The following is a 14,201-nucleotide window of genomic DNA, read 5'->3' on the forward strand; positions in this document are numbered from 1 at the left end:
GGCAGGATCCTCCGCCGCCACCGGATAGAGTCGCGCCGGGAGATCACCGACGCCCGCGTCGTCCGTGCCGGCACGGATCTTGCCCGGACGTTCAACGTCCACCGGTGCGAACCGATGCTCTCGCGGAAGTACCGGATCATCCACCGCGAAGAGCCGCTGATCGCCATCGAGGAGATCTTCCCCTGCACGGCGTTCACCGACGAGATCAGGGTGCTCGTCGATGCTCCGTCCCGGATCCACATCACCCTGCTCGACATGAACGGCGCGTCCGGCAGGGTGGACGGCGGGGTCGGGGTCACCCTCGACGAGCCGGGGTGCGTGCTCGATGCACGGAAAGCCGCGGGGATCGAGGTTCGCGGCGGCGACGAGGAGTCGCGCCGCAGGGTCGCCGATGCGGCCCGGGCGGCGAAGGAGACGCTCGGACTTCCTGGGGGCGCGGAGATCGCCCTGCATGCCGCCGCACGGCATCACGCCGGGCTCGGGAGCGGCACGCAGGTTGCTCTCGCCACGGCCGCCGCCCTCTGCCGGCTCTACGAGCGGGACGTCGCCGTATGCGATCTCGCGAAGGTCGTCGGGCGCGGCGGGACGTCCGGCATCGGCACGGCGGCGTTCGAGCAGGGGGGGTTCATCCTGGACGGCGGGCACCGGTTCGGCTCTCCGGGAGGGAAAGACGATTTCCGCCCGTCGGCGGCGTCACGGGGCGTCGCGCCCCCGCCGGTTCTCGCCCGGCACCGGTTCCCGGAGGACTGGCGCATCCTGCTCGTCACGCCGGAGGTAGGCGCCGGAGCGCACGGGAGAGGGGAGGTCGATATCTTCCGCACCCACTGCCCGGTGCCGCTCGACGAGGTCCGGGAGGTCTGCCACGAGGTGCTCATGCGGATGATCCCGGGGCTTGTCGAGCACGACCTCGACCTCTTCGGTTCGGCGATCAACCGGACGCAGTCACTCGGGTTCAAGAAGGTCGAGGTGGGCCTGCAGCACCCGGTCGTCTCCTCGCTCCTCGAGGCGACGGTGCAGGCCGGGGCCGCCGGAGCGGGCCTGAGTTCGTTCGGGCCGACGGTCTACGCCGTCGGGGATTCCGGCATGCAGGACGTGGCCCGGGCGGCGAGGGAGGTGCTCGGCGACCGGGGAGGGGCGGTGCTGCTGACGCGGGCGAGGAATTCCGGGGCGAGCGTGCGGGCGGAGTGACGAACTCGAATGCTCCTTCGCGGCTTCGGTCTTCTCGAACCCCTGTCCTATGGACCGTCGTGAGTCAATCTTCTTCGCGCCTTGCGGTGCTCACGCTCCCGCCCCGAAAACGCTTCACTTTCCTCATGCTCCTGCCGGTTCCCGGGAATATTTTACTAGTTATAAACTGTCCCCGCCATTCATGCCGACACACGCCGAGATCGAAGATAAAGGGTATCCCGGCAAGGAAGCAGGGGGTTAACACTCAGGATAGCGGTACCCCCAGGTGATCGGGACGCTGCATGACGGCGTTATGGGTATTCGGGGATATTTTTACGGATTGGCCTTCAGGAGCCGCTCCCACAATCCACCGGATACAGCGAGGAGCAGAGATGGTCGTCCCCCGGCCTTACGCCTCAGGCCAACCCAAAACTTGCCGCATTCTAGCCTGTATACGTAGAATGGCATCCTTTTCCGCTAGTCCGATGGCTCTTCGAAAAACAGCGGATGCAATTGCCCGAGCTCATGCGGAACATCATCACCGCGGTTCTGGAACGGAGGCAGTCGTGCGGAAAGGGACCGGCGGGTGTTTTACCATGTGCTCCGACCGTTCGACGCCGCTCAGGTTGAGGGACCAGCACCATGACCCGGTCCCCTTTGCTGTGAAAGCAGGGTGGAAGAAAGATTGGAGCCGTCATCCAGACATGATGGAGCGAGCCGATTGTACCGACGAAGGCAGTGTCCGCGGGGGAGGACGATCTCCTGATCCGGCGGCACTACTCTTCACTGGCGTCCTCCGGGTCCATAATCCCCGTCATCGCATCCCGGAGGGCACTAACCTCCCCGATACACCCGGGTAGTCTCGCGCGCTATCGCATCCCAGGACAACTCACCCCTCATCTTATCATACGCATTCTGGCCCATCCGGTCAAGGAGTTGAGGGTTCTGGAGCAGGCTAATTATTGCCTCCGCCAGAAGGCCCGAGTCTTTTGGAGGAACAATTATACCGGTTTTACCGTTATCAACCACTTCAGGAATACTTCCGACGTCCGTCACAACGACAGGCTTCTTAAAAGCATACGCAATCGGTATAATTCCCGACTGTGATGCATCCACATACGGGAGGACAACGAACGCTGCTCTCTGGAAAAAACCGGCAACTTCCTCGTCAGGGATAAACCTGTTATGGATCTCATAGTGATCCTGATCGGCGAGAAGGCTGCTGTACTCAGAAAGATCCCCACTGCCCGCAATAACCACTTTTACATCGGGGATTACAGAAACAATCCTGGGAACAGCTTCAATAAGATAAGACAGCCCTTTGTAATATTGTATTGAACCAAAAAACAGAATGGACTTCTCGACTGTTACGTAGTCTTCTCCCCATTGAGCATAGTAAGAATAGTCCCCATGCTTTATAACCCGGATTTTATGGTCGGGATATCCCTGGGATTTCAACGTTTCTTTCTGCTGATTGCCGTGAACAAATATCGCATCCGCAGTCCGTCTCGTCATTAACCTGCAGATTCGGAAATTCAATCGTTTTAAGAGTCTTTCTCCGGCGTGGAAAGCCGGATCATGTTCGGTGACAAACAGCGGGCAACTTCCACTCCACTTGCATAAGTAGAATAACGCACCGACGATAGAATCTTCAAATGTAGCATGAATCGCATCGGGTTCTTCCTTCAAAATAATCTCAAGGATACGACGATACATGAGTGGGTTAACCATATTAAAGAGCATCCGCGGATACGATGGAGCCATGGGTAACCTGACGACCTTTACGGCAGCATCGGGGAAATGCGATTCGGTATAGAGGTAATCTCCTAAGAGAACGGTGACCTCGTTACCTTCTTTCGCCAGCGCGTTCGCAAGTTGTGCATTATACAACTGCGTCCCCCCGAGTCCGGTTAAGTGAACGAGAACAACCTTCATGCACGTACCAGGCCATTTTGCACTTCGGATCGCGCAATATTCTCAAGGTTTTTCGAAAGAGTCGACCATCGGTAACTACTTTCAACGATTTTCCTGCCACTACTGCCCATTTCCTTACGGAGATCCGGATTCTGACACAATAACAGCATCATCCTGGAGTACTCCTCTGGAGTTGAGACAAATAGGACGTTATTCCCGAATATCTCCCGTATTGTATCAATGTACGTCGAGATAACCGGCACCTCACATGCAAAATATTCGAATAATTTCAGGGGAAGCGAGTTATTCGACACGTTGTCCGGCTTGAATGGGACTATTCCCACATCCATACACGATATATACTCAGGCACCTGCGAGTACGGGATTGCCCCGGTAAAGACGATATTTTCCAGCACTCCAATTTCTTTTGCCATCTCGACGGTATCCTCATATCCCACTCCCCCGCCTACAATAAGCAGTTTAATGTTCATTGCCGCTGCCAAGCGTTTGATAGCAATGAAAAGCGGCCGGAAATCCAGCCACTCCCGGAGGACGCCCACATGACCGGCAACAAAACAGTTCTCAAGGCCATACCTCGACCGGATATGGTCACATGGCCGGGGAGAAAACATATCAGTATCAACCCCATTAGGCAATAACTCCACTTTATTCCGGGGAATTTGGTATGTCGCACATAGTGATTCCGTAGTCACGGTAATTTTCCGAGAATTCTGAATATTCTTCCCTACGACGATGCTACCAACCATGCAGCCAAATGGCCTCACGAACGGGGGGATCTGCGGGGAGGTTCTTATCATCTCGATCAGGTCGTCGGCGATATCGTATATCGTCGGGATACCATGTGCCGAAGTATGCTGCGCTACCGCATACCCGGAGAGGAGATTGTTGTAGCTGAAGTGGACATCGAAGTCGGAAACGTTTATCGATTTTAGTACCGACCCTGCAGTCGCCAGGGACAACGCATCCTGAAGGATCGGGCTAATTCTCCTTTCAGTAAGATAATGCATCTCTATTTTCTCGAACAGATCCCCAAAACCTTCATTAAACTTTTCTCCATCTCCATCCCATCGGGCTTTCCACCAATCGTTGATACTTAACACAGTGATGTCATGGTCATGTGCGAGGCATCTCAGAAACTGGTGAAGCCTGCTGTTATGGGCGGATTTTCGGAGATCGACAAGCGATGAAACCAATATTTTCATGTTGCTACCCCTTGGTGGTGCCGGTTAAGGAATTCGAACCGGGACACGGGTCCCGGACGGCAGGTTCATTCGTGCAAACCAACTGCACCGGAGCGTGGTCGGAAGCGTAGCATAATCTCAGATCAGTTACCGGAAGCATGTTCACCGCTCACGTCGTCGAACAGATCTTCATCGGCCTCGGAGGACGGTATCGCGGGCTCTCGTCTCTTCGGTGTAGCCGATCCGCCCTGCGATCTTGACGCGTTCATCATCTGCACCAGGGAGTTGAGGATCAGACCGGATGTGATCAGGAGCATTCCCATGATGAGGGTGAGAGCGCTGACCATCGAGAGCGCAAATGGAAATCTTGCTGTAATATAGTAATCCGAGAAGGCCATGAATCCCGCAAAAACCCCGGATAAGGTTAATAACAGTCCGGGCATGCCGAAGAACCAGATCGGTTTTTTGCAACTGACAAACTTGATGATCACGTTGAGAACGGATAGCCCATGCATCAACGGATTTTGCGATGAGGTGTTCTCGATGTCATAACGAACCCGAATAGGTTCCTCCGCAACCCTAAGATTCTGAGCGCCGATTTGAATGAGAATCTCCGACCCTGCAGACATATCGTTCCCGCCGAGCTGGATCGTTTGGATCGCTCGTTTTCCGTATGCCCGGAATCCGCTCTGTGAATCGGTAATATTCAGATCACTTGCATACTGTGTGGCGGTATCGAGGACTTTCATCCCGACCTTCCGATAGGCCGGGATATCTCCACTTGCGCCCTTAATGAACCGGGAGCCAATGACAACATCGTTCCCCTCGCGAAGTTTCCTCAGGAGGTTTTCGATGTCCCTGGGATCATGCTGACCATCGGAATCCATGATGACAAGCTCGTCCGCCCCGATTTTCCGCGCTGTGTCGAAGATAGTCTGAAGAGCCCCGCCATAGCCCCGGTTGACCTCATGCTGTATGACGAGGGCACCAAGCGCTCTGGCAATCGGCACTGTGTCATCTTCCGATCCATCATCAACCACGAGGACAATATCGGCATACTGCCGGGCCCCCATAACGGTCTTGGCAATATACCCCTCTTCATTGTAGGCCGGCATAGCCACAACAGTGCGGGTAGAAGGGTGCCTCGCTGGATTACCGGCAGGATCTTCTGAATGAAAACGATTTCGCTCACCGGTTCGAGCAGGTGCAGGTGATAACCTCATCGAAGAGCCTCCTCAAAAAACGACTGATAACCGGTCGGGTGTACCAGGAATGGAAGACCGTAGTAGGAAACCACATCCGGCTTCCTGCGCTGTATCAGGGTATGGAGAATATGGCGGGGATAAAAATGGATGCTGGACGAGGTTATATCCCCGGTCCGCTCCTGTGTACCGCTTCCAGGAGAGTATATGCAGCCAACGAGTTTGCAGGTGGAAAGACAATTCCTTTCAAAGGTTTCCCTGCAACCACAGAGAACATCGACATCGTTCGGCATCAAGCGATACGTACTAATCAGCCCCCCTGCATGCATGTTATAGCGTGGTATTGAGTTTTTCACATCTGAACAATATGTAACCGGATTTGGGAAATTCGGTGCCCGTATGTTAACCATTGCTTTACAGCAGCGCTCCAGCAGGCACTCGATGGTAGAAGCCATACCGCTTAGCATATATACTTTTGGGGGGTGCGATGATCCCAAAATTCCTGCAATCCACCCAGAACATTGGTTTGCCAAAGGCAACGGGGATATCGCCTTATTCTGGAAATATAACAAGCCCAGCAGGCGGAATGGCGTATAGAACACCAGCTCACCGGAAAAGTGTGTAACGCCACGGCCATCAGCACCGCCAAGAGCAGCATATAAACATTTTTGAAGATACAAATTCCATTAAAGCAGAACATTATGTGAAAATCAAGAATATTATAGATAATTTAAACTATTTACCTCATATAATCAATTATATCGATAAAGAAATAGATAAATATAGGACCTTAAGAATATAATACTGAGGGGTTACCCTCTAGGAATCCTCTGGGGCTGCATCGGTCTCCAGAGGGCATTCTAAGGAGATGATGCATGAAAAAAACCCAGTTTCTGGTACTGACATTGTCCGTGATGCTTGCCATGACCGCACCAGCACTGGCAGCCCAGGACCAGACCTCCCGGGGTTCGTATGATGTCGCGGTATACATCGACGATACGAAGGTCCTTGCGGAAGGCAGCGACGGACAGATCATCAGCGACGGAACAGCAGGAATCGATGACAGTAAAGTCATACAGGCCGCAATGAAGGCCGTCAGCAACGGCAGCGTGGTCATTCAGGCCGGAACCTATGCCCTGAACAGCCCCGTTGAAGTAAGGGTATCCAATCCCACCCCGGCTCCCTCCGAAAAGCCGGACCTCGTGGTGACCGATATCTCCTGGAAGCCGAAAAAGCCAACAGCGGGAAGTCCAGTGACGCTCCGGGCCACCATCAAGAACCAGGGCGACGCCCCCACGCCTGCGGGTGTGAAGCACGCCGTCCTCTTCACGTTCGATGACGGCGGCGCCGGATCCAGCGTCTGGTCCGACACCCACACGGCATCGATCGCCCCCGGGTCCTGGGTCACCGTGACCGCGAGCGGCGGATCGGCCGGTGCAACCTGGACGGCCGTCGAAGGCACGCACACCGTGAAAGCCACCGTGGACGATGCCAGCCGGATCGCCGAAAGCGACGAGACGAACAACGTCCGCAGCGAGCAGATCACGGTCTTGAAGGCCGCATCGACACCCACTCCGACTCAGACACCGACTCCCACGCCGACGGAAGAGCCTTCCGACGTGCCGAAGCCCTACAAGGCGCATGCGGTGCCCGGTCGGATCAACTTCGTTGACTTCGACTTCGGAGGCGAAGGTGTTGCGTATCACGATACCGAAGCAGGCAACCAGGGCGGTTACGCATACCGCACCGACAGCGCCGACGTCGATATCGGTGAGCGGAGCGGGGTCGACGTCCCGGTTGTTTCCCACACCTATGCCGGAGAATGGATCCGGTTCTCCGAGGTGCAGGTAGCCGAATCCGGCACCTATGTCGTCACGTTCTACACCAGCACTACGGAAGACGGGAAGTCATTCTCGGTTCTGGTTGACGGGAAGAAGGTCGCTACGGTCGAAGCGCCCAACACAGGCGACTGGTATACGTTTGCTCCCACCACGGTGCAGTTACCCCTCACCGCCGGTAAGCACACGATCCAGATAACCATGGATACCGGCTGGGTTGACATGGCGCATGTCAAGTTTGCAACCGAAACACCGACACCCACACCCACGGCGACGCCGACTGCGACGCCGACCGTGACGCCGACGCCCACTGCAACGGCGACACCAAAGCCGACCCAGACTCCAGTGCCGACTCCCGGCGATAAGTATGGAGCGGGTGCAAACCCGACCGGAAACCCCATCGGCGGAGGTGACGGGTATACAGACATCATCAGCCGGAACGACCCCCGCGTGAAGTTCATCGTCGATACGCGGAGTGAACTCCTCTCTGCCCTGCAGAGCGCACGCTCCGGAGATGTCATCTATGTCGAAGGCAATGCAAACATCGACATGACCGGCTCCTCCGACGTTCGGGTACCGGCCGGGGTGACCATTGCAAGCAACCGTGGTGAGAACGGAGCTTCCGGTGGACGGATCTACCAGAGTTCCGCGTCGGGCGCCGACTGGTCATCTCTGTTCCTCGTTAACGGGGAGAACGCGAGGTTCACAGGTCTGCGCATTCAGGGACCGGATCCCAGTACAAACAGCCCGGCCAGGGTCGCGATTAAGTCGTGGTCCAAGAGGCTCGAAGTGGACAACTGCGAGATCTGGGGATGGGGTGCCGCTGCGGTCAACGTCTACAGCACAGCAGACCCGGATATGAAGACCGGCGGATATGTTCACCACAACTACATCCACCACTGTCAGAACTCCGGTCTCGGGTACGGTGTCGTGGTGAGCAGCAATGCGGTATGTCTGGTCGAGGCGAACTACTTCGACTACCACAGGCATGCAATTGCCGGCGGAGCGGACGCCGGGAACGGGTACGAGGCCAGGTACAACATCTGCGGCCCGAACTTCACCGCTGGCTATGCACATAACTTCGACATGCATACCGGTCCGAATAACGCCGCAGGAGACAAGATCCTGATCCATCACAACACGTTCATGGCAACCGGACCCAAGGATGCCTTCCCTGTCTTTATCCAGGGTGTACCCCGTACGGGGGCGTATATCGATCACAACTGGTTCTACTATACGCAGCTGGCTCCGGTCTGGCAGTCGAACGGGAACGGGAATCTGTACGTAACGGACAACGTCATCGGGCCGAACAAGACTTTGGCGAAATCCGGCCCGATCCTGTATCTTTGAACAGAAAGGCGGGCAGGAGAGGATCCGTAGCGATCCCCCACAATCCCCCTTTCCGACCCGGGATGCAGGGCGCTCCTCTCCGGGTCTATTCTGGTCCACTTCTATAGAACTGACTGCTCTTGTGCCGGTTGCAATGCCGGCCTGGCGCTCACCTGCAGAACGCCGGTTCAAATCATCGTCCGGCACCCAATCTTCTGCGATAGGACTATATACCAGGTGAAGGGAACTGAACACAGATTCCGGTGTGCGCAAAAGAAAGTGACATCTTCACTCTGCTCCTGCTCACTGTAACCCTATTTGGGCTGGTAGTAGTGGTTTTTACCTCCGACTCAATCTCCTCTTCAGCCACTCCCGAACCGGCATCCGCGCTCCTCCAACAAGAGCAGGTCTTCGGCGCGGAAGCAAACCCCACGGGCAGTCCGATTGGAGGAGGCAGCGGCTACCAGAACATTATCACACCGACGGATCCGAGGATAACCTTCACCGTCACGACAACAAGCGAATTGTTCGCCGCACTTCCGTACGCAAACACCGGAGATGTGGTGTATATCGAGGAGATAGCCCGTATCGACCTGACGAACATGTCGGGAGTGACCATCCCCGAAGGCGTGACTCTTGCCAGCAACCGCGGGGAGACTAAGACTTTCGACTCAGAAGTTTATTCGGTAACTGTCGAAGTTTCAGGCGGTTACACCGTCTGGACTCACGCATCTGCATCCGATACCAACGATACTATCTGGATATCGGTAGACAGCAAGGAGCCACGGCGATGGAATGTGGAGGCTGCTCCAGGCGGAAGATGGATTAATGGGGGGTACCACCATCTGTCGGCCGGGCAGCACACCCTGACCGTTCAGTGGCACAAGGAAGGGGCAGGGGTCGATAAGGTCGTTATCGTGAACGATACAGGATACATAATAGACGCTGCCGCGACAGAAACGGATTCATCCACAGTCTCTTCAGGCGGGAGGATCTCCCTGGGAGCTGAATGCCCTAATTTACCGACAGCACTCATTGCAGGCGGGGAGAATGTAAGGATCACCGGCATCTACCTGGAAGGGCCGTATCAGACAGTGGATAATGCGGGCAGATTATTCTACGGAATCTACTCTGCCCACCGAAATCTGGAGGTAGACAACTGCGAACTTCTGGGATGGAACGGCGCCGCGATTGACCTCAATCAGACAGGTAATGTCTCCAAATTTGAGACAGGCGGTTATATCCACCACAATTACATTCATCACAATCAGGGAAACAGTCTGGGATATGGTGTCATGGTGACCCATGGTTCGGTATGTCTGGTCGAGGCCAACTACTTCGATTACTGCCGACACGCAGTTGCCGGTTCCGGAGTCGCCGGGGACGGTTATGAGGCGAGGTACAATATCTGCGGCCCGAACTGGCCCGCACCCTCCGCCCATAACTTCGATATGCACGGCAAACCCGACCCATCTGGCTCAGGTACGATCGCAGGAGACAGGATATGGATTCACCACAACACCTTCATGGCCACAGAACCGGAAAGTTCATTCCCCGTCATGATCCAAGGTGTTCCCCTGGACGAGGCGTACATTCACAATAACTGGTTCCTCTACACGCAGGAACCGCCGGTCTGGCAGTCAAACGGGAACGGGAATCTGTACGTAAGAGACAACCTCATCGGGCCCGGCGGAGACTACCAGAAGGAGGGGCCGATACTCTACCTGTAGCCTGCTCCTCAGGTTTCACCCGCTCACCACCGAATCCGGTCGGGATGCACTCGACGAGCAGGCCGGACAGATATTGTTGCCGTGCAGACCCGGCTCCACCGGAGTTTATGCAAGGAGCGGCCGGGAGGATATGGTTACGGGTACCCGGACACACTCGGCCTCTCAAGCAGGGAAGGCCGACTCCGTTTGCAACGTCCGCTCACCACATAATCTATATAACGGTTGATGGAATGGTCCGTAGATGAAGATCGTCATCCTGGATGAACACCCCCTGGAAGACGGGCGGGTTGGTCGACACATCAAATACCTGCTGCGGAACAACAATGAGGTTTTCCGCCTGCACTTCAGCATCTTCGCTCCCGAACTAAAACAGGGGCGTTTTTCTCACTATGGTGAGAGGGGTTTCAGGATCAACCCTCCTTCACCCGATATGCGTGTTTTGAACTATCTCGTATTCAATACGATGTATTTTCTGCCATCCCTCTTTGCCCCCGGAATAGAGGAGGCGCTGGAAGAGATGGCTGTGGATCGGACGGCCCCCACCGTACTGCACGTCCACGATCCCTGCCTCCTGAAGGTTGCAATAATGATGAAGAGGCAGTTCTTCAAGGACGCCAGAATTGTGTATGATAGACATGAGTTCTACGAACTCTTCAGTCGAAGAGGCCAGTTGCCCATACCGACAAGAGATAGATATTATGAGACGGTTGCGGAAGGCGAGATCGCCGGCGTCGCCCATGCCAGCCTGGGAAGGAGAGGCGGCCTCGAATCGCTTTTTTCAGGAGCCGACCACACCCATATCCCAAATTTCCCCCTCCCCGATACATACGACGATGCACACATTCTCGCCAAGATCCGATCGTTTAACGGCGATTCCGTAATCAGAGTGCTCTACGTCGGATCGCTCAGCCCACTGGATAGGGACATCCGGCTTCTGCTGAAGGTTGCTTCCGGGGTCCTGGGTAGCACCGCACAGGCCACATTCTTTATCGGCGGGCCATCCTCCGGCCACGACGAAGAGTTGCAACAGATGATGGCACCGTTGCAGGCGGAGTATGGCTCGCGGTTCCGTTTCAACTTGGGATTTATACCCCGGGACCAGGCCCGGCAACTCGCTGAGAACTGCCACGTCGGCCTTCATTTCATAAAACCAGAGACCGCATACTGGGTCAAGGGATCTCCGAATAAGGTCTTCGAGTACCTCCGTTGTGGAGCGATCCCGATAATACGGGCATCCATTGAGTTTTCCGATGAGATCTCGCCATGCTCACTCCTTTTCGACCGGGATACTCCGGAAGAGGAGATCGTCTTGGCCGTCACGGAGTTGCTGAGCGATCCCGACAGGTGCAGGAGAATGATGGAAGATGCACTCAGTCTCAGCTCTAAGTTTTCTTTTGAAGTGGTCGGCCGGAATTACCTCAACCTGTATGAACGGATCCGGAATAGCCATCCCCGGCCGGATCACTAGGGGAAAAACATGTATTCCGATTTTTTCCGGCGAGACCAGAGGACGATCCGGCTCCGTATCTCTCCTGGGCCATACAGAGTGAGCTATATTATGTTGGAGTTCAAGGGGGTGCATACCGGAGGGAGGAAAGACTCCAGATGAAAATTCGATTGCTCGAGACAATAGCTGACATGTTCCCATACTTGGTGCTGCTGACCTACATCGCAGGCGTTACTTTCTGCTATATTTTCAACATGACGGGCTTCCTGATCAATGGCTCGATTATGGCGGCTCCGGCAATTATCGCATCCATCGCGTTTGTTTACATTAAAGAGCAGGATATCGATCTGTCGGAGAAGGTGACACTATTCTCATATTCGCCTTCGATACCTACAATACTTTTTTCGATAACATATGTGCTCGCCCTCCTGACATTCTTTATTACTCCGGCAGAATCGAAGATCGGGCTTTTAGTGGTGATTATCCTGTATGTCATCATTCTTTTCCAGGCTCTATCCCGGAGGATACTTCCTGCAGTTGTGCTCTTTGAGATCATGCTTGTCCTTGCAGTCACAATCTACAGTTATACGCTCAGATCAGCCCTGTATTTCGGAGCTACGGATACAATGCCGCATATTTACATGTCCACCGCAACCCTCCTATCAGGGCACATAATCCCGGAAAACCTCGGGAATTACGCGTATTTCCCTCTGTATCACGTATTTGTAGCCCTATCATCACAGGTTCTGGGTCTGGACGTTCAGACAACTCTTTTCATCACCACCTGCCTGATCTACGTTACAACAGTATTATTCCTGTATCTCCTGGTCAATGGCATCTTTCGCAATGAACAGATCTCTCTTATGATCGTTCTCATCTATGCCATGAGTGCCGACGTCATATTCTACGGCACATATATGGTGACCAGAACCCTGGCCTATGTCGGGTTTCTCATCCTCCTGTACCTGCTCTATTCGCAGACAAAAACCGAGGGGCCAATGCATGCCGTCACGAGACCCATGGCCCGGAGATTCTGCATTGTGACCATATTCGTTTTCATCCTTCTGGTCCACCAGATCTCCACTCCGATGATCATCGTCCTGCTCGGGCTTCTCTTTGGTCTTGAACTGTTCATCCGTGATAGAAAGCGTGTGAATCCGGTCCTCTTGATGGTGCCCATCACGCTGTTTGCCTGTTACTGGACCTTTATCGCGTATTCGTTCTTTGAGCAGTTATTCCCGCACACCGATCCGTCCCTGTACCAGAACATTGTCTTTTCCAGGGTAGTCAATCAGGGTATGAGTTTCCTGGCAGGCAACATCGATAGGCTGTTCGTTGTCCTGCTCGGCGTGATCGGGATGCTCTATCTCATATGGAAGCAACAGCCACGACATTCAATCATATTCGGCATTCTGGGAATGATAGCGATCCTTCTGAGCGTTCCGAACATCCTTACCGTGGTCTTCCAACTGGTGGAAGTCCTCCGGATAGACCGGTTTATAATCCTGTTCCTGCCCTTCCTTGCCATCGTTATGGGTACAGGAATGTATGTTATCGCCAAGTATCTGTCTGCAGTGAAAATACCGCTAAAACAGGTTGGGGTCGTGCTGATCGCTCTGGTGGTCCTCTACGGTATCAGCTCCCTGGGGCTCGTCGATTACGAACCACCCTCCAAACGGTACTCCTTCGATCAAGACGAGATAGCCGGATATAATCACGTGCTGAATACCGTACCAAGCAACTCTTCTCTTTTTTCAGATTATTATACGAAGCGATTCTTCACCAGACCGGGGAGTAGTTACCAGCTGGAACGCCTGGGGATCCCATATTACAACGTCACCTGTATGCAGGCCTCCTTAAATGTATCTGAAGCGAGAGGCTACGTTATTATTCCGTACAAACAGTTTCAAAGAGGCGGGCTGCTCTTCGGGATGGGTAATAAGTTCGATCCTGACAGCCCTCAGCCCTACCTCCCAACTGAAGAAAATGCACAGTATATTTCGGTCAAATTCGCTTCAGCGGATGAGATCTATTCCAACGACGGGATCAGTCTGTACTACTTCACACACTGAGAGGTTACATTGCGGAAAACAGGGCATACCATCCAGGAGGCAGGAGCATCCCGGGGAGCGCCGGGGCAGGGTGAGGCAACTTGCGGTCTTCTTCATGGGGGCGGGAGGAAAGAGCCTCCCCCTTTCACCAGAGGGTGTTGAGACAACCTCGAGGCAAGTATTGTATCGGCACTACGACGTCGAATTTAGCGGGCAGGGATATAGGGCTTAAATGGTTAAAAACCACATCGACTCGATAGATCTCTTGTACTCGTGTTCATAACATGCTGCACCTGAGCGATTGCTGGACGGGGATCATAA

9 protein-coding genes are annotated in these 14,201 nt (G+C 54.5%); 5 read left to right on the top strand and 4 right to left on the bottom strand.

Annotated features, from left to right (window positions below; translation table 11 throughout):
• Nucleotides 1–1,188: beta-ribofuranosylaminobenzene 5'-phosphate synthase (locus L21_RS11015; RefSeq protein WP_074370522.1), on the top strand; the 1,188-nt coding region annotated here is incomplete at its 5' end.
• Nucleotides 1,189–2,001: 813 nt separating this feature from the next.
• On the opposite strand, the gene L21_RS11020 is transcribed toward L21_RS11015, so the two are convergent.
• From L21_RS11020 to L21_RS13920, 4 genes are all read right to left on the bottom strand, one after another.
• A complete protein-coding gene (locus tag L21_RS11020) occupies nucleotides 2,002–3,102 on the bottom strand; it encodes a glycosyltransferase family 4 protein (RefSeq protein ID WP_074370523.1) in 1,101 nt (366 codons plus the stop codon).
• Nucleotides 3,099–4,304: a glycosyltransferase family 4 protein gene (locus L21_RS11025; RefSeq protein WP_074370524.1), complete on the bottom strand. Its 1,206-nt coding sequence runs from the start codon at nucleotides 4,302–4,304 to the stop codon at nucleotides 3,099–3,101. The genes L21_RS11020 and L21_RS11025 overlap by 4 nt, the downstream gene beginning before the upstream one ends.
• 122 nt (nucleotides 4,305–4,426) lie before the next feature.
• Nucleotides 4,427–5,398, bottom strand: a complete 972-nt coding sequence (locus tag L21_RS11030) for a glycosyltransferase family 2 protein (RefSeq protein ID WP_074370525.1) — start codon at nucleotides 5,396–5,398, stop codon at nucleotides 4,427–4,429.
• A 104-nt stretch (nucleotides 5,399–5,502) separates the two neighbouring features.
• The gene (locus tag L21_RS13920; RefSeq protein WP_143727284.1) at nucleotides 5,503–5,778 is read right to left on the bottom strand and encodes a hypothetical protein; all 276 of its coding nucleotides are present in this window, start codon (nucleotides 5,776–5,778) and stop codon (nucleotides 5,503–5,505) included.
• 582 nt (nucleotides 5,779–6,360) lie between these two features.
• Here L21_RS13920 and L21_RS14195 point away from each other — a divergent pair.
• The 4 genes from L21_RS14195 to L21_RS11055 all read left to right on the top strand — a co-directional run bounded on the left by L21_RS14195 (nucleotide 6,361) and on the right by L21_RS11055 (nucleotide 13,901).
• Nucleotides 6,361–8,673, top strand: coding sequence for a carbohydrate-binding protein (locus L21_RS14195; RefSeq protein ID WP_178377725.1), 2,313 nt, complete (start codon nucleotides 6,361–6,363; stop codon nucleotides 8,671–8,673).
• Nucleotides 8,674–8,915: 242 nt separating this feature from the next.
• Nucleotides 8,916–10,382: a hypothetical protein gene (locus L21_RS11045; protein WP_074370526.1), complete on the top strand. Its 1,467-nt coding sequence runs from the start codon at nucleotides 8,916–8,918 to the stop codon at nucleotides 10,380–10,382.
• Nucleotides 10,383–10,623: 241 nt separating this feature from the next.
• The gene (locus tag L21_RS11050) at nucleotides 10,624–11,850 is read left to right on the top strand and encodes a glycosyltransferase family protein (RefSeq protein ID WP_074370527.1); all 1,227 of its coding nucleotides are present in this window, start codon (nucleotides 10,624–10,626) and stop codon (nucleotides 11,848–11,850) included.
• Nucleotides 11,851–11,987: 137 nt separating this feature from the next.
• Nucleotides 11,988–13,901: a hypothetical protein gene (locus tag L21_RS11055; protein WP_074370528.1), complete on the top strand. Its 1,914-nt coding sequence runs from the start codon at nucleotides 11,988–11,990 to the stop codon at nucleotides 13,899–13,901.
• The last annotated feature ends 300 nt before the right edge of the window (nucleotides 13,902–14,201 follow it).

Origin of the sequence: Methanoculleus chikugoensis (genome assembly GCF_900095385.1) — an archaeon.
GTDB classification, from domain to species: domain Archaea; phylum Halobacteriota; class Methanomicrobia; order Methanomicrobiales; family Methanoculleaceae; genus Methanoculleus; species Methanoculleus chikugoensis_A.

Bases quoted from the DNA above. Each gene is read 5' to 3' on its own strand.
- L21_RS11020 (WP_074370523.1), bottom strand. From the start codon at position 3,102: ATGAAGGTTGTTCTCGTTCACTTAACCGGACTCGGGGGGACGCAGTTG.
- L21_RS14195 (WP_178377725.1), top strand. From the start codon at position 6,361: ATGAAAAAAACCCAGTTTCTGGTACTGACATTGTCCGTGATGCTTGCC.
- L21_RS11055 (WP_074370528.1), top strand. From the start codon at position 11,988: ATGAAAATTCGATTGCTCGAGACAATAGCTGACATGTTCCCATACTTG.
- L21_RS11030 (WP_074370525.1), bottom strand. From the start codon at position 5,398: ATGCCGGCCTACAATGAAGAGGGGTATATTGCCAAGACCGTTATGGGG.
- L21_RS11050 (WP_074370527.1), top strand. From the start codon at position 10,624: ATGAAGATCGTCATCCTGGATGAACACCCCCTGGAAGACGGGCGGGTT.
- L21_RS13920 (WP_143727284.1), bottom strand. From the start codon at position 5,778: ATGCCGAACGATGTCGATGTTCTCTGTGGTTGCAGGGAAACCTTTGAA.
- L21_RS11025 (WP_074370524.1), bottom strand. From the start codon at position 4,304: ATGAAAATATTGGTTTCATCGCTTGTCGATCTCCGAAAATCCGCCCAT.